Raw genomic sequence first — 16193 nt, forward strand, 5'->3', positions numbered from 1 at the left:
ACATAACGACTAAGGGCAGAGCGCATGCTTGGAATTCTTCTTAACCGGTTCTGTATTGGCCTGCGTGTCCTGCTTGGCCTGATGATGGGGCTTCTGGCGATACCGGTCGCAATGCAAGTAGTCTCACGCTACACCGGGTTGATCCCGACATTCCTTTGGACCGAAGAGTTGGCAACATTCTTGTTCGTATGGATTGTCATGATCGGGTCTGTGGTCGCGGTCTGGGACGGTACGCACTTTGATGTTCGCATTACCCCGGATGCCACGACGCCAGCCTTTCGTTTGCTGCAAAGGGGCATTGTCCACGTCGCCATCATGGTGTTCGGAGCGTTGTTTCTGTTCTACGGCATTGAATACGCAGAATTCGGCAGCAAGCAGCGGTCCGTGATGATGCGCGCAAACCTGATGATCACACATATTTCTGTTCCAATCGCTGGCGGGCTTTGGCTGCTGCTTTCAGGCTATCGTTTGTCCCAAGACGTGGCCCAATTCCTTAACCGAGAAAGCCATTCGTCATGATCCTGGATACCGCCACCGCCGCCATGATGCTGATCGCCGGATTTCTGGTTCTGATCTTCATCCGCATTCCGGTTGCCTTTGCGCTGGGCCTTGCGACCGTCCCGGTTGTTCTTCTTGAGCTACGACTGACGCCTTTCATCGTTCTTGACCGGATGTTCCAATCCTACAACTCGTTTATACTTTTGGCCGTGCCATTTTTTCTTCTGGCGGCAAATCTTATGAACTCTGGCAAAGTTACCGACCGTTTGATCGAGCTTGCCCGTGTGCTGACCGGGTGGATGCCGGGCGGCCTTGGCCACGTGAACGTTGCTGTGTCGATGTTGTTCGCCGGTATTTCGGGGTCTTCAACGGCGGATGCAGCAGGTATTGGCAAGATCCTGATCCCGGCCATGCAGAAAGAGGGCTACGACACAAGATTTGCGGTCGCGATTACCGCGTGTTCGTCAGTGATGGGTGTTATCATCCCGCCGTCGATCCTGATGATCGTCTGGGGCGGTGTGATGCAGGTGTCTGTTGGCGCATTGTTCCTGGGCGGCGCGATCCCCGGCCTGTTGATCGGTCTGGCGTTGATGGCGACGGTCTATGGGTTTGCTAAAGCCCGCAACTATCCGGTGACGGCCACCCCGAACTGGGGCGAGTTCTGGGCTGCCTGGAAAGGCGCGGCTCTTGCACTGTTAACACCGGTCTTTGTGATTGGCGGCATTGTGGGTGGCCTGGTTACCCCAACAGAAAGCGCCATTATTGCTGCAGGTTACGCTCTGATCCTTGGGATGTTCGTTTACAAAACAGTGACGCCCAAAGATCTCGGCCACATCCTTTATGACACGGCGCGTTTTGCCGCGATTTCGCTATTTGCCATTGGCACGGCGTCCGCATTTGGCTGGCTTTTGTCTTTCTATAATGCACCACGCCTTATTGTCAGTGTTTTGACCGCTTGGGAGTTTGGGCCCTTTGGCACCGCGCTGTTGATTGCACTGTTGTTTCTGCTGTTTGGCCTGTTTATCGATGCCATCCCGACAATCATCATTCTTGGCACAGTCCTGATGCCCGTGGCACAGGCGGGCGGCGTTGATCCGATTGCCTTTGCGATCATTGGTATCGTCTCTCTGGCGTTCGGATTGGTGACGCCGCCTTATGGATTGTGCCTGTTAATCTCGGCTGCAATTGGGGGGCTGAACGTCGTGCAAGTTCTGCGCGAGGTGATCCTCATTCTTGCGCCAATGCTGGTGCTTCTCATCCTGATGGCAGCATTTCCCGAAATCATTCTGTGGCTCCCAAAAACGGTTATGCCGGGCGCGTTCCGATAAGCGCTGCGTACTAAAAGACGAACGTCAAAGGGCCAGTATGCAATGCAACCCTACGAAAATAGCAAAGCATGCGCTTTGCGGAAGAAAGGATCGATATGAAACTTGCAGGAAAAACAGCCATCGTGACCGGTGGCGGGCGCGACATTGGTCGTGCCGTCGCGGTCAAACTTGCCTCAGAAGGCGCGAATGTCGCGATCAACTATTTCTCAAGTTCAAAGGGCGCGGATGAAGCTGTCGCAGCGATTGAGGCCAACGGCGGCAAGGCGATTGCCGTACAGGGCGACCTCAACAATCAAGCGGATGTTGATTCTTTGGTATCCCGCACGGTTGAGGCATTTGGCGGTGTCGACATTCTGGTCAACAATGCTGGCGGTTTGATCGCTCGCAAAACCATTGCCGATATGTCCGTCGAACACTGGAATGCGGTGATGAGCCTTAATCTGACCAGCACATTCCTAATGACTCAGGCATGTCTGTCCAAGATGACATCCGGCGTGATCGTCAATCTCGCCAGCCAGGCTGGGCGCGACGGTGGTGGACCGGGTGCCGTGGCTTACGCGACCGCCAAAGGCGCCGTGATGACCATGACACGTGGACTGGCGAAAGAAGTGGGTCCCGACATTCGAGTCAACGCTCTGTGCCCCGGTATGATCGATACCGATTTTCACAACATCCACACGCCTGATGCCGGTCGCCGCGGCTTTGAAGCAAATGCGCCGCTGAAACGTCAAGGTCACGTGGATGACGCTGCCAACCTTGTGTTGTTCTTAGCGTGCGAGGACAGCGCCTTTATCACAGGGGCCAACATTGATCTGAACGGTGGCATGCTGTTTTCCTAAAGCGCAGGGGAGGGGCTGCCCGTGTCTAAACTCCCGACTATCTCTGCCGGGGACGGTGTCGCCCGGCCGACGCTGTCAGACTACTCTGACCCTATGGTCGTGGCTTTTTGGTTTCTGGCAAGTAGAGCAATTGGTGCAATGCACTGCCATCCGCATGTACGGACCAACTATGTTGAAGGCGGGCTACAACGCTTTAAACTTGAAGATCACGAGCAAGAGTTCGGTCACGTCGGCAGTTTTGTCATTGCTTCAGGCCACAGTAATGTCTGCAAAGGTATGGAACCCGGTAAAATGAACGACTGTTTCTCACTCCGCCGCGACGAAATTCGGTGACCGGCATGCGGTTTCTGGGAATCGGAGAATGCATGGCAGAATTGGCCCCATCTGAACACTCAGGAGAGTTTCGGCTGGGGTTTGCTGGTGATAGCTTTAACACGACCTGGTATCTTGCGCAGATCGCCAAGGATATCGACATCAGTTATCTGACCGCAGTCGGTGATGATGCGATTTCGCAGGATATGCGAACTTTCATGAAAGACAGCGGAATTTGCGACGGGCATGTACAGGTCGTTGCGGGTCAAACAGTTGGGTTGTACCTCATCCACCTTAACAATGGTGAGCGCAGCTTTTCCTATTGGCGCAGCAGTTCTGCGGCCAAGCAGCTTGCGGCGGACCAGATCGCGCTCGGGCGGGCCGTTGCGGACACGGATCTGATCTATTTTTCGGGAATTACCCTCGCGATACTGGATAAACAGTCACGCGAGGTTCTGTTCGATGCATTACACCGCGCGCGCGCGTCCGGCAAAACGGTTGCCTTTGACACAAACCTGCGGCCGCAGCTTTGGGCAACCCCGCAGGAGATGACCGACACGATCATTAAGGCGGCTGCACACTCTGATATCGTTTTGCCATCGTACGACGACGAAGCTGTATGGTTTGGCGACCGCGACTCAATTGCGACGTTGGATCGCTATGCCGAGATAGGCGTCGACCAGATCGTTGTGAAAAACAGTGCCCAGCCGGTGGTTTTTCAAAAATCCGGGCAACGCGGCGAGGTCGACGTTGAGCCCGTAAGCCAAATTGTCGACACCACGGCCGCCGGTGACAGTTTCAATGCCGGGGTTTTGGCAAGTATTCTAAGACAGGGTGATCTGGAAACGGGAATACGGCACGGATGCCAGCTCGCAGGTCATGTTGTTCGGCACAAAGGCGCGCTCGTCCCAGTTGGCAGTGACATTGGCGCGGACGGGGCTGAGTCATGACCTTCTATGTTCAAGAAGGTACAAACCGATGAAGCAGACTTGGCGCTGGTTTGGCCCTTCTGACGCAATCTCCATTGGAGAAATCAGGCAAACCGGTGCAACGGGCATTGTTTCAGCTTTGCATCATGTGCCAACTGGCGAGGTTTGGTCTGTCGATGCGATCAAAGAGCGGCAACAGCTGATTGAACGGCCTCAAGGGGTGCCGTCTGGTCTGACTTGGGATGTGGTCGAGAGCTTGCCGGTGTCCGAGGTGTTGAAATCGCAGACCGGACCAGTGGGGCAACACCTAGCAAGCTACAAAGAAAGCCTGCGAAACTTGGCCAAATGCGGCATTCACACGGTCTGTTACAACTTCATGCCTGTGCTGGATTGGACCCGTACAGACTTGAGCTATCCACTGCAGCATGGCGGGCATGCGATGCGGTTTGATCTTGTGGATTTTGTCGCGTTCGATTGCTTCATCTTAAGCCGCAGAGGAGCGGAGCAAGACTATTCACCAGAAATTTTGGAAACGGCGAAAGCCCGGTTTTCAGACCTGAATGATGCGGGCCGGCAGGCGTTGTCGAACAACATCGTTGCAGGCCTTCCAGGTGCCAACGACAATTGGTCTCTTGAGGACGTGAGGCAAAATCTCGCCGCCTATGAGGGCATGACGCCCGAGACTCTGCGCTCTAACCTCATTGATTTCTTGTCCGAAGTGGTGCCTTTGGCCGAAGAGCTTGGCATCCGGGTTTGTTGCCATCCCGATGATCCACCCTTTCCATTGCTTGGCCTGCCAAGGGTCATGTCATCACAAGCAAACTATGCCACGGTGCTGGACGCTGTAGATAGCCCGGCAAACGGCGCGACGCTCTGCACCGGATCTCTGGGGGTTGCGATTGGGTTTGATCCGGTGTCCTTCATCACCCAACTTGGCCACAAGGTTCATTTCGTACATCTTCGCAATACGGTGCGAGACGGTTCAAGTGACGGAAATCGCCATGGTTTTGTTGAGGCAGAACACTTGGTTGGGGACACAGATATGGTCGCGACAATTCGTGCCTTGTTGGCCGAGGAACAGCGACGCAGAGAAACCGGACGCACAGATCATGAAATCCCAATGCGCCCAGACCATGGCCACGCTCTTTTGAGCGACCTCGCGGGCACGACACAACCTGGATACCCGCTGATAGGCCGCTTGCGCGGCCTCGCAGAACTTCGCGGCGTCATGCTGGGGTGCAGCTAGTCGATCATAAGGTGCCACACCCTCGGTCGTGGCAGATGTTTGGGACTCAAATCACACCTGGTTGAGACAATGCTCGTGGGTCGTTTGTATCAATTGGCGTTCAACATTCCGAAGAAAGGCCGGAAATGTGACGTAAAGCATCACCGAAAAGAGGTATGCTTCAGGACCGATTTTGAATTGCCGAAAAGCGGAACGTTTTGCCATCAGGGTAAGCTATGAAACAGCCCCGCTCTCCGCAACCGAATTTCTTCTGTCATCACCTTGCCACGAGCCCGCCCGCCTCTGTTTGCACACCTGCTAACGTCTATTTCGGGCAGGGCCGTGCCATTCTGAGAAAACCAAAATGGATCAAACAAAAAGGCCGTCGAAACGCGACGCTTGCTGTTCTAGTTGATTGTGGAGCGTGCCCCGCTGTCAAGCCGAAAACTCAGGAACCCAGTCCTCGCCCCACGCGTCTTGCCACAGCCTTTGATAGGTCACGTTGGATTTTGCACTGCCGCTTTGCCACAGGTCATAATCTGGCGCGGCATAGGCATCAAAAAACGACGTTACGCGGTTGCGCAGGTCGTCAATGATCTGGGAAAGCTCCGGGCGGTCAATCAGATTGACCTTTTCCATTGGATCGTCGGTCAGGTGGTAAAGCTCGTCCTGCATCGGATAGGAGGCCGCACCCTGGAACCGCATGGCAAAAAGCCATTCGTGTGTCCGGATCGCACGGGTTTCTTCCTGCTCGTAAAAGATCGCATCCGCCTCTTCCAGATATTCGCCTCTCAGGGCAGGGCCAAGATCGCGCGCGCTGCTGGCAAGGCTCGGGCGTGCGTCGGGGGAGCCAACCAAGGCGGCCAAGGTCGGAAAAAGATCGATCTGACTGACCAGCGCGTTCGACACGCGGCCACTTGTAACCGGCCCTCCACTCAGGATCAGTGGAATATTGTAGGACGCACGGTGCGCGCTGGCGGGGAAAGCAGCCGCGCCGTGGCCCCATATACCGTTGTGCCCCAGCGAGAATCCGTGATCCGAGGTGTAGATTACGATGGTGTTCTCATCGAGACCCAGCCTTTCGAGCGTCGCAAGTATCCGTCCGACACCATCGTCGATCAGGCTGACCTGAGCAAAATAGTTCCGCAGCGATTCAACATTGTTCGGCAACAAAAGCGGCCCCTTGAATTGCTCACGCACACCACCTTCGGCAACCCGCAGGCCAAACCGTTCCAGAACGTCGCTGGACAGGCCCTCTCTTGGGATCGAGTGCATATCCGCATCGTCGTAAAGATCCGCAAACGCCATGTCTGGGCGTCCTTTGATGGCCGGCCAATGCCCGTAGGGCCCGTTGTAGGGCACGAAGGCAAAAAACGGATCCTCTTCCTCGGCGCGATGTTCCAGATACTCGATCGTCTTGTCGGTAAAGAAGTCGACAGTATGCCCTTCAAAGCGATAGCGCTCTTCCTGATCAATCACATCGTTGCCGTAAAAACTGGTGGTATGCCCGTGCGGAAATGTGACCCAGTGATCAAAGGCCAGTTGCGGTACAAAAGGGACGCCTAGATGAAATTTACCAATCATCGCAGTTGCATACCCGGCCTGCTTGATGACCGTTGGCAGGTTGTTGAACTCACCTATCGCCGACCAGTTTTGCGGCCAATGGTCGATCAGCCGGTCATCCAGCCAGTTGTGAATACCATGTTGGCTGGGCATCAATCCGGTCAACACTGAGGCCCGGCAAGGTGAGCACATCGCGTTCACGCAATAGGCATTCTCAAACCGCACCCCGCGATCTGCCATTTGGTCAAGATGCGGGGTTTGCACCTCGTTATTGCCATAGCAGCCAAGTAAGTCGGCGGGCTGGTTGTCTGACATAAAAAGGATGATGTTTGGGCGCTTCATGGGCAGTCCTCAATTTAGTCTGGCAGGATATCCGAGCGGTTGCTTTCGGCGGCGGCCTTGCGGTCGGAACACGGCCTGCAGCCCCTCCGCCAACGATGACATCGTCAAAAGCCATTGTCCTCATACCTGAGTCCTAACCCGCTTTCATTCCGGCATGCATCCACGATCTCGGCGCTGCACCATGCCTTATATCGACCCGGCGCACCACTTATGTTGCTCTTGCCATATATTGCATTTGCCAATATAGTGATTAACAAGTCAAGGGATTTTGTGGGGGTGAAACGTTGCACGGAGCATTGATACCACCCGAGCAGGTGGATGATTTCATCATCCTGCGGGCGCGGAGATTCACCAGTTCAACCCGGCGTTCTTTGACGCAGGACGTTTTGCAGAAGGAAAATCTGCCCGTTCTCGAATGGCAGTTGTTGTTTTCGATTGCGCGCTTCGGAAGTTGCCACGTTGCCTTTGTCACAAAAAACACCTCGATCGATCCAGCGCATGGCAGCCGCGCTGCAAGCGCGCTGGAGAAAAAGGGGCTGATTTCGCGTTGCGAAGACCCAGAGAACAAGCGCCGCAAACTGATGTCGCTGACCCCACTTGGTGTCGAAACAGTAAAGCGGATTTGGCCAAAAGCCCGACAGGTCACGGCGAGTTTTACTGACCGGTTAAGCCCGGACGAGTTTACTGAACTGAAACGGCTGTTGGATTTGATCAATGGCAGTGCAGGCCCTTTGGCCGTCAAGGTCGATCCGCGCAACCGACAGGATAGTGCACTAATTGAGATGGGAGAAGTTGCCGCTCAGGCTGGATGATCGGGTGCAGCACTTTTTGTCCGAACCCGGCCGTGGAAGGGCGCGTTACTAGAAAACAAAGGTAAAATCAGGGAGGAAACGATGAAACCTATGAAATTGATCGCCGCTGCGGTCGCTACAATGACGATGGTGTCTGGTGCAGTTGCGCAGACCAATCTGACCGCCGAAACGGCAAGCCCGGGTGGTGCCACGCATCTTTCCCTTGCGCATTTGACGGAAGTGGCGGGCACCAGCGGTGTTGCCAACATTCAACTGGCAGATGGTCAGACATTGACCAATTCGATCCAGAACGTTGCTGAAGGCAAAACTGACATCGCCGGAACGCCTTACATTCTGCCTTTCCTGATGAGCAGGGGCGTTGGCCCTTACGGATCTTTAGGCAAGGAAAAGGGCGCAGAGCTTGCGAGTAACCTCCGGGCAATCAACCCCTTTGTCCTCGGGATCTTCTTTCTCTTTGCCTATGACTCCAAAGGCATTGGCGGCTGGGACGACCTGAAAGGCCGCAAGATCTACAATGGTCCGCCCCGTGGTGGTGCTCTGACCAACGCCCGCAGCATGATCCAGATCGTGGCGGGCCTGAAGGATGGTGAAGACTACGAAGGCATGCAGATTAACTGGGGGCAGGGTGCAACGCTGATCAGCAGTGGTGAACCCGACGCCGTTGTGCTTCCGGAACTGTTCCCTAGCCCTCGTCTGACCATCCCCAGCGCGGCTGGCAAAATGACCGGCTGGTCGATGCCAATTGAGGCCTACGAAAGCGAAGCGATGCAGAAGTACATGAAAGCCCCGGGCAGCGCGCCCTGGACCAGCAGTGTTGCAAGCATTCAGGACGTCATGGGTGAGGATTGGTCTTTCGTTTCTGAGGACGACACGTTCCGCGCCTTTGCAACGATTGGTGGCAATGTTGTGAACAAGAATATGGACGATGCACTCGTCTATGATCTGGTGAATGTTTACATCGCGTCACTCAAAGATCTGATGGGCAAGGCGCCTTATGGCGAAACCGTTGGCTACGATTTCCCGATGCAGGGGATGTGTGGCGCGAACCCGATCCAGTACCACCCAGCCGCAGCGCGCGCGTGGCGTGAAGCTGGTTTCGAGATTGATGATTGTGCGGTCGCACAATAACCCAACTCACGTCTGAAAAACATGAGCGTCGCCTGATCTGGCGGCGCTCAATCGGGCAATTTCAAGGATAGACAGAACAGTGGTCGATATAACCAACCAAACCTTGAACAAAGCGCTCTTTCCGAACTGGGCTGTTTACATCCTGTCGCTGGTTTTTGTCGCCATGGGCGTCATTAACAGCACGCCGGTCATTCCCGGCTGGTCCGAGATGTGGCAGGGGTTAACCGGGAACGAAAACTTCAAAGTTCGCAGTTTTTCGACCGAATGGTTCTATCCCATTGTGTTCTTTGTCATGATGCTGGTCGTGGCGCTAAAACACTCCATGTGGCGCGCTTGGCAAGGCACTTCCCGCGCCTGGTTTGGTGCCTTTATGGACATCGCGCTGGTCGTAGCGGCGGCCACCATTTCTTTTACGTATCTTATCGAAATCGACAGTGTCTGTCTGATTGATGCCCTGAACGGGGATCGTGCGCGGATCATGGCCGAAACGCTGCAGGCAGAAATCGAGTTTGCCGAAACGATGGGTTTGCCGGCGCCAGACACCGTGGAAGACCCCAAATGCGTCAACACGACGGGCGTTTGGCTGGTTGCCATCATGGGAGCGTCCATGATGGTGTTCTTGGGATACAACATCAAAGTCTGGGGACTGCCGCTGGTGGCCGTCGCGATTTTGATTGCGCTCTACACCTTTGGAACTGTGTTGGTCTGGTATTTCCACGGGCCCGAAGACATCAACAAATACCTGATGACCAAGCTTGGCGGTGAGCCGCGCTCCTTCCTTGATGGGGTGCCCAACGTGCATGACGCGTTGGTCAATAACGCGTCGGGCATTCTCGGGCGCTTCATGAACGTGATCATGAACATGGTCTTCCCCTATATCATTCTGGGCGCGCTTTTCGGGCAATCCGCCGGGGGCCAGACCCTGATCAAACTGGCGTTCCGCTGGACACGCCATCTGCGCGGCGGACCGGCCCACGCAGCGATTGTCAGCTCGGCCATGTTTGGTACGATTTCCGGTGGACCCGTGGTTAATGTTCTCTCGACCGGAGTTCTCACCATCCCGATGATGATCAAGCGCGGCTTTTCTAAGGTCTTTGCCGGGGGTGTCGAGGCCGCGGCCTCGTCCGGCGGGTCGATCATGCCGCCGGTCATGGGGGTCGCCGCCTTTATTCTCGCCGCAATGACAGGCGTGCCATATCGCGATGTCATCATCGCAGCGGCCTTGCCTGCAGTGGCCTATTTTGCCTGCCTGTTCCTCAGCGCCTCTTTCCAGTCCCGAAAGCAGGGCATCGAAGCCTTTGGTGAACTGACCGAGGATATGCGGATCGACCGCGAAGACGTCTTGCACCTGATGCAGATTTTCCTGCCGATACTCTTGATCCTGATCCTGCTGCTGACCCCAAAAGACATGGTGGGCTGCGGCTTCATGGCCTCGCTTCTGGGCGCCGAGGCAGTATTTCAGAACGACCGCTGCGTTGTCTCGTCAATGCCATGGATCCTGCAGATATTCCAAAATGCGGCGGGTGATGCCGGGGCGACCGGCTGGTGGGCTGCGGCGCTGGTCATGGTCCTCCTGTTCCTTGACAAAGAGTTCCGCGCCAAACCGCGCAAGGTTTTGGATGCGCTTGCCGAGTCCGGGATCACCATTTCAACCTTGTACCTGATGTTGCTGGCGGTGACAGTGATCGACGTCTGCCTGAACTTCACAGGCCTGTCCAAATTCGTGGCCATCGATGTGTTGCGCTTTTTGCTGTCGCTTGATCTGGCCGGAGATGGGTCGGTGCTGTTCCAGTTTATTGCGCTGGCGATCACGATGCTGCTGGCCGTGCTGTTGGGCATGGGGATGCCGGCGGTTCCGGCCTATATCAACGTCGCCCTTTTGATGGGGCCTTTGCTGGCCGGGCTCGGCATTGCCACGTTTACGGCGCATATGTTCATCTTCTACTTCGCCATTGCATCCGCCATTACCCCGCCCGTCGCGCTGGCTGCATTTGCGGCGTCGACCATTACCAAGGCCGAGCCGATGGCGACCGGTTTCAGCGCTGTGCGCTCGGGCATTGTGATGTTCGCAATTCCCTTTGTCTTTGCTTTCTACCCCGAGATCCTGCTGGTTGATCAGGCGTTGGTTGATCCTTCCAGCCCCTCCGGCGCGCCCCTGCCAGGCTATGAGAATGGCGTCCAGTTCAGCGCACTTTTGTGGCTTTTGGCACGCCTTGTTCTGGTGCTCTATCTGGTGGCAAGCGCTTTGGCCACGCACGATGCCCGACCGCTCAGCGCGGCATGGATCGCCATTCGGCTTGCGACCGCAGTGGCCATCCTCATGCGCCCGGAGGTCATCCAGTTTGCCGCACTCGCCTTTGCCGCAGCCTTTCTGGCCTGGCACCATTTTGGCGCTGGTCGGGCCAAACCCGCATAATGGAAGACGCTGATTTCGCATGACCAAACGCCCCAATTTTCTGTTTCTGATTACCGATCAACAACGCGCGGACTGGCTTGGGTGTTATGGACATCCGGTGTTGAAGACGCCTCACATCGATTCCATTGCGGCACGCGGCACACGGTTTGACAACTTTCACACGGCGTCGCCTGTTTGCATGCCGAACCGGGCATCGCTGTTAACGGGGCGGTATCCCAGCCTGCATGGGCTGCGCTATAACGGCTGTGTCTTGCCGGAAAACGCCAACACCTTTGTCGATGTACTGGCGCAATCAGGCTATCACACTGCGGCTATCGGCAAGAGCCACCTGCAACCTTTCACCGCCATGCCGCCAATGGGTAAATCGGTTGAGGACATTGCCGCCTCGCCAGAGGCTTGGAAGACCGACAGGCCTGCGCATTACCAAGAAGAACCTGAACAGTATAAGGGCGATGAACGTTACCAGATCAATACGCCTTATTACGGCTACCAGCACGTTGACATGGTGACCTCTCACGGTGATCGCTGTGGCGGGCACTACCAGCAGTGGTTCCGCGAGGCCGCCTCGGACTGGGAGGCGCTGCATGATCCTGCCAACGAGCTGGCGCACAACTACTCTTGCCCGCAAGCTTACCGCACACCCATCCCCGAGGACCTGTATCCCACCGGGTACATCCGGGATCGCGCCATTGACTACATCACGTCGCGTGCCGATCAGGACGCGCCCTTTTTTGCCTTCGTCAGTTTCCCCGATCCGCACCACCCGTTTAATCCACCGGGGAAATACTGGGACATGTACAGCCCCGACGAATTTGAGATTTCGCTGCCCTTTGACGCGCATAAGAACCCCACGCCCCCTATGAAATGGCTGCATGACCAGTGGAAAGGGGTGGGCGACGGCGAACAGGCGACCCCACAAACGGCTATGATGCTGGATGATCAACAGCTGAAGGAAGCCATGGCGCTTTCTGCGGGCATGATGGCCTTTATCGACGATGCGGTCGGCGACATCCTCGCGGCGCTTGAAGAGAGCGGGCAGATGGAAAACACGGTCATCTGCTACAATGCCGATCACGGAGACTACCTGGGCGATTTCAACATGATTTTGAAAGGTGCCTTGCCGTTCCGCAGCATCACACGTGTGCCCTTTATCTGGTCCGATCCGGATCATCGCGCGGCAACCAGTGCAGATGCGCTATGCTCCACCGTTGATCTGGCTGCGACCATTCTGGATCGCGCCGGGTTGGAACCTTTCAACGGTAATCAGGGGCAAAGCTTTCTGCCCGCCACCCAAGGCGCAGACGGCCCCCGCAGCGAGGCGTTGATCGAATACAATGATGGCGGCAACCGTCTTGGGTTTGAAGAACCTGCCCGGGTTCGCTCGCTGATCACGGCCCGGTGGCGCTATACGATCTACCGCGATCAGACATGGGGCGAGCTATACGATCTGGTCAATGACCCGGAGGAGACAGAAAACCTCTGGGACAGCCCCGACCATCAGCAAGTCCGGGCACAGATGTCGGAGCGGCTGGTTCATCACCTGATTGCACAAATGGATGAAAGCCCACAGTCAGACAGGCTTGCGTGATGCCTGAAGCAGACGAAATCTGGACTGGTGGCACGATCCTGACCATGGATCCCCAAACCTCTCGGGCCGAGGCATTGGCCGTGAAGGCGATGCCAAATGAAATTCGGTTGCGTAGGGCGGGGCTGTTTCATAGTTTGTCCTGATGACAAAACGTTCGCCATTTCGCAATTTCAAAACCATCCCTGAGAATAACTGCCTTGCGGTGATACTTTTTGTCAGATTTCTGCTCTCTTTTCGGAATGTGTAAGATTTTTTGCACAAACGGTGCATTGATGTGAGCCGCAAAACTTTCCGGTTCTGGTGGAACAGATTGCCACATCCTTCGCGGCTGGGCTTCGTGGAAGACGGGGCAGCCGGGTGCGGTGTTACTCGAACTGGCGTGACAGCATCTCTCAGACTGATTCCCTAGCGCTGGCTTTGGACGTCGATGAAGAATCAGATGGGTAGGATTTGAACCCGACCGTGGACCATCTATCTTGCCTGATACCAGAAGGACAACTGGCGGGGTGCTCCGTTTGGCGGTTTCGGAAAGGGAGCCCCACTCTGAATTTGGAGGCTTGCCGCACGGTCAACATCGGCGCTGCCTGAACTGTCGATGACCTCGGCCCAATTGAGGGAACCATATGGGTTTATTTCAAGATAAACACGCGCAAAGCCGGGGGCCTTTACTTAGACTGGACGCGTGCGGTTTAGGTGGACACGCACGCGCCCCGCATAACTGGTTGTTTCAGAATTGCCTGGTCCTCGGGAGTCGGCAACAGGGCCGGATTGAATACCAAACCCACCAACAGAGGTAAGAGACCCTTCTCGTTGGTAGGTTTCCAGGAGGGATTTAATGGTTTGTGATGGGTTCTTCAGATCCACAAAACCGTCTTTCCAGTCCGGAAACAGATGTTGCGGTTCGCTTTCGTAGCCATCCTCCATGGCGTCAGCAGTCGCAACCTCGCTAAGTTCGACAGGCAAGGGCTCCATCGATGCCTGGGCAACCGAGGCAGCGAATCGTGTAACCTGCTCAACTGGCAAAACCGTTTCTAGCAGCGGAGCCACCATATGTTCGACGGTTTCCGCTGGCTCGGCTTCAACCGGGGGAGTGAATTCTTGCGGAGTCACTGGTTCGACGGGCTCTTCGACATCCGTCATTGTTCCCAAAGGCGCAGGCGTGTCGTTTTGTGGCGGAACAGGTTCAGTCTCGTCTGGTTGGGTCGTCGGCTCCGAAAGATCCGGCTCACGCAAAAAAAATCACTTTGAGTGCCCGCAAGTGGAACCGGTTCTACTATTTAAGCTGTGCCTGTATCTGGCGCAAAGGCCTCTTACGGGTTCTCTGAAGCCACAAGCCCCTCGGTTTCAGGCGCATGCGCTGCTTCGGAAGGTGGTACCGATTCAACAGGTTGTTCCTGTTCGGGTTCCGGTTCTACGATGTCTTCAATCGCCTCTGAGATGTCCTCAAACGCATTGCCCACAGCGACGATGTCGCCCGTTGTTTCCGGTGGCGATGCGCGCTCCATGTTCACGGCGAACTTAAGCCCCATCAGATGCACACCAATCGACAGGAGCAGCGCAAACAACGCAAAGAAGAATGAGCGACGGATCACCAGAGCGCCCGGTCGGTTGCCAGTATCACCGAGGACGCGCCCGCCCGCCGGAGGTCACCGGTGATCTCCATAAGACGCGGCGCCGGAACGTCTCAATCCTGCACCAGGCGGGTTGCCACCGCGAGCCCGACAGCTATGCTGACCAGAGCAACCCAGATTCCACGTGCCAGCAGGGACGGGTCCACCGATGCGTCGGCAGATTGCAAATTTTTTGAAAGGCTTCGGTCATGCCTAGGACAGTTCTGAAGAGACCAAGCAACGGGGCCAACTGAGCGACGGTATCCAGTAAGCGAAAGCCGCGTTCCAAACGGGCCAGCGCCAATCCGGCTTCCGCATCCAAACGGTCACATAGAGCTTGTGAATTTGACATTTGAATCGCGGCTTCAATCAAAGGGGCAAGATAGCCGTGGCTGCTGGTAAGACGCGCCTTTGCACCTTCCGCATCAACTGCGTCCCATGCCGCAAGTGCTTCTGAAAGTAACTTGTGCCGCCCAACCCCTGAGGCCGAATACTGCCACAGCTTTTAGATGGTCACAACCACCGTCAGAACCGACATCACTAAAAGAATGGCCACCACTGGCCCGCCCAGGGCTACTACTTCAGTCAAACCATTCATTGTATTTATCCCAGTAGTTTAACGGTAATACGGCTGCTGAGCGTCAGCCCGTCGCTGCAAGTATCACTTTCCGCACCCTTCGAGAAGCATGTGTTTGTCCCGTTGATCAGGACTTGGGAAATTGCTTCACAGGTCATCTTAGGTACATCAAACTGGCGCGCACGAGGACGCTCCAATGGCTACTCTCGGAAATCAAACAGCGACAGGCGCATCACGGCACCCAAAGTGTCAAAAATCACTGTTTCAAACACGGCTTTTTCGATGGCATTTTACGTGCCGTTGTTCGCCAAGAAAGTAAACCGGCAGGCATCTTCGACGTCTTGGACCGTGTTGAGCTCGAGTGACAACCGAGGCGGAGCGACTTCTCCGGATTGGGCGGAGGCAACAGTCGGGGCGACCAGAAAAGCGACTGCAAGAAAGCGAAGAATTACGAACATATGTGTTCCATAAAGTAGAACAAGGCGGCCCTTGAGTGGAAGCATTTTTTCACTGCGTATTGGTTGCTTTACTTGAGACGAAATCAGGGCAAAAGAAAGAACCGTGGGTCTTGTCAATTAGATGTGCTTTGAGGCGTGCGGATCAAGGAAGCCGCGTTCACCTTTTGGCACGGTGGCCACATTCAAACGGGAAATGTGACGGGGCATCCTATCTCAAACTTAACGGCAACGAAAGTTTCTATGGAAACTTCCTCCCTCGCCAGAGAACCCAATTTTCAGTTATCCGAGTCCAAATTTCTAAGGGTCAATGGCAATGCTGATCGACAAAAAAAAGCGGCGTTGGTTGACCAACCGGGCAGAGAATTCATAACTGCTATTCCGACGATGAGAACGTGCTATGCTGCGATTCGGCCTGATGTAAAGTCTGCGAGATTTTTCTCCGTTCACGCACCAGTTTCGATCGCTTCAAGCTGAAACGAACCGCCGCTCTCACCGAATAGCATCAGCTTTGCGTGGCATAATCCAAGTTACACTGGCCAAGTGGAAACTGCATCGAATAGGTTTGCCA

15 protein-coding genes and 1 pseudogene are annotated in these 16193 nt (G+C 55.4%); 11 read left to right on the forward strand and 5 right to left on the reverse strand.

Annotated features, from left to right (window positions below):
* Positions 1-24: 24 nt before the first annotated feature.
* The 6 genes from Q0932_RS06770 to uxuA all read left to right on the forward strand — a co-directional run bounded on the left by Q0932_RS06770 (position 25) and on the right by uxuA (position 5152).
* A complete protein-coding gene (locus Q0932_RS06770) occupies positions 25-519 on the forward strand; it encodes a TRAP transporter small permease (protein WP_299350763.1) in 495 nt (164 codons plus the stop codon).
* The gene (locus Q0932_RS06775) at positions 516-1826 is read left to right on the forward strand and encodes a TRAP transporter large permease (protein WP_299350765.1); all 1311 of its coding nucleotides are present in this window, start codon (positions 516-518) and stop codon (positions 1824-1826) included. Before Q0932_RS06770 ends, Q0932_RS06775 begins: the two co-directional genes overlap by 4 nt.
* Before the next feature lie 95 nt (positions 1827-1921).
* Complete coding sequence (locus Q0932_RS06780) at positions 1922-2665, forward strand: 3-oxoacyl-ACP reductase family protein (protein WP_299350767.1); 744 nt, start codon at positions 1922-1924, stop codon at positions 2663-2665.
* A 21-nt stretch (positions 2666-2686) separates the two neighbouring features.
* Positions 2687-2998, forward strand: a complete 312-nt coding sequence (locus Q0932_RS06785) for a cupin (protein WP_299350768.1) — start codon at positions 2687-2689, stop codon at positions 2996-2998.
* A 32-nt stretch (positions 2999-3030) separates the two neighbouring features.
* Positions 3031-3927, forward strand: a complete 897-nt coding sequence (locus Q0932_RS06790; RefSeq protein WP_299350770.1) for a sugar kinase — start codon at positions 3031-3033, stop codon at positions 3925-3927.
* 28 nt (positions 3928-3955) lie between these two features.
* Positions 3956-5152 carry a mannonate dehydratase gene (gene uxuA, locus Q0932_RS06795; RefSeq protein ID WP_299350771.1) on the forward strand — a complete coding sequence of 399 codons (1197 nt, stop codon included), beginning with the start codon at positions 3956-3958 and terminating at the stop codon, positions 5150-5152.
* Between the two features lie 414 nt (positions 5153-5566).
* Here the strand turns inward: uxuA and Q0932_RS06800 are convergent, their stop codons facing one another.
* Positions 5567-7036, reverse strand: a complete 1470-nt coding sequence (locus Q0932_RS06800) for a sulfatase-like hydrolase/transferase (RefSeq protein ID WP_299350773.1) — start codon at positions 7034-7036, stop codon at positions 5567-5569.
* 284 nt (positions 7037-7320) lie between these two features.
* On the opposite strand from Q0932_RS06800, the gene Q0932_RS06805 reads away from it, so the two are divergent.
* From Q0932_RS06805 to Q0932_RS06825, 5 genes are all read left to right on the forward strand, one after another.
* On the forward strand, positions 7321-7848 hold the full coding sequence (locus Q0932_RS06805) for a MarR family winged helix-turn-helix transcriptional regulator (RefSeq protein WP_299350775.1): 528 nt from the start codon (positions 7321-7323) through the stop codon (positions 7846-7848).
* A gap of 81 nt (positions 7849-7929) precedes the next feature.
* Complete coding sequence (locus Q0932_RS06810; protein WP_299350777.1) at positions 7930-8976, forward strand: TAXI family TRAP transporter solute-binding subunit; 1047 nt, start codon at positions 7930-7932, stop codon at positions 8974-8976.
* Positions 8977-9055: 79 nt separating this feature from the next.
* Complete coding sequence (locus Q0932_RS06815; RefSeq protein WP_366141394.1) at positions 9056-11392, forward strand: TRAP transporter fused permease subunit; 2337 nt, start codon at positions 9056-9058, stop codon at positions 11390-11392.
* Between the two features lie 19 nt (positions 11393-11411).
* Positions 11412-12980, forward strand: coding sequence for a sulfatase-like hydrolase/transferase (locus Q0932_RS06820; protein WP_299350779.1), 1569 nt, complete (start codon positions 11412-11414; stop codon positions 12978-12980).
* The gene (locus tag Q0932_RS06825; RefSeq protein WP_299350781.1) at positions 12980-13123 is read left to right on the forward strand and encodes a hypothetical protein; all 144 of its coding nucleotides are present in this window, start codon (positions 12980-12982) and stop codon (positions 13121-13123) included. Before Q0932_RS06820 ends, Q0932_RS06825 begins: the two co-directional genes overlap by 1 nt.
* A gap of 328 nt (positions 13124-13451) precedes the next feature.
* Here the strand turns inward: Q0932_RS06825 and Q0932_RS20550 are convergent.
* The 4 genes and pseudogenes from Q0932_RS20550 to Q0932_RS06840 form a co-directional block, all read right to left on the reverse strand.
* A pseudogene (locus Q0932_RS20550) lies at positions 13452-13625 on the reverse strand (energy transducer TonB); the annotation flags it as partial.
* Between the two features lie 24 nt (positions 13626-13649).
* A complete protein-coding gene (locus Q0932_RS06830; RefSeq protein ID WP_299350782.1) occupies positions 13650-14120 on the reverse strand; it encodes a hypothetical protein in 471 nt (156 codons plus the stop codon).
* A 170-nt stretch (positions 14121-14290) separates the two neighbouring features.
* The gene (locus tag Q0932_RS06835) at positions 14291-14572 is read right to left on the reverse strand and encodes a hypothetical protein (RefSeq protein WP_299350784.1); all 282 of its coding nucleotides are present in this window, start codon (positions 14570-14572) and stop codon (positions 14291-14293) included.
* 133 nt (positions 14573-14705) lie between these two features.
* Positions 14706-14942, reverse strand: coding sequence for a MotA/TolQ/ExbB proton channel family protein (locus tag Q0932_RS06840; protein ID WP_299351451.1), 237 nt, complete (start codon positions 14940-14942; stop codon positions 14706-14708).
* Positions 14943-16193: the final 1251 nt, after the last annotated feature.

The organism is uncultured Shimia sp. (genome assembly GCF_947498095.1).
In the GTDB taxonomy this organism is placed as follows: Bacteria; Pseudomonadota; Alphaproteobacteria; order Rhodobacterales; family Rhodobacteraceae; genus Shimia.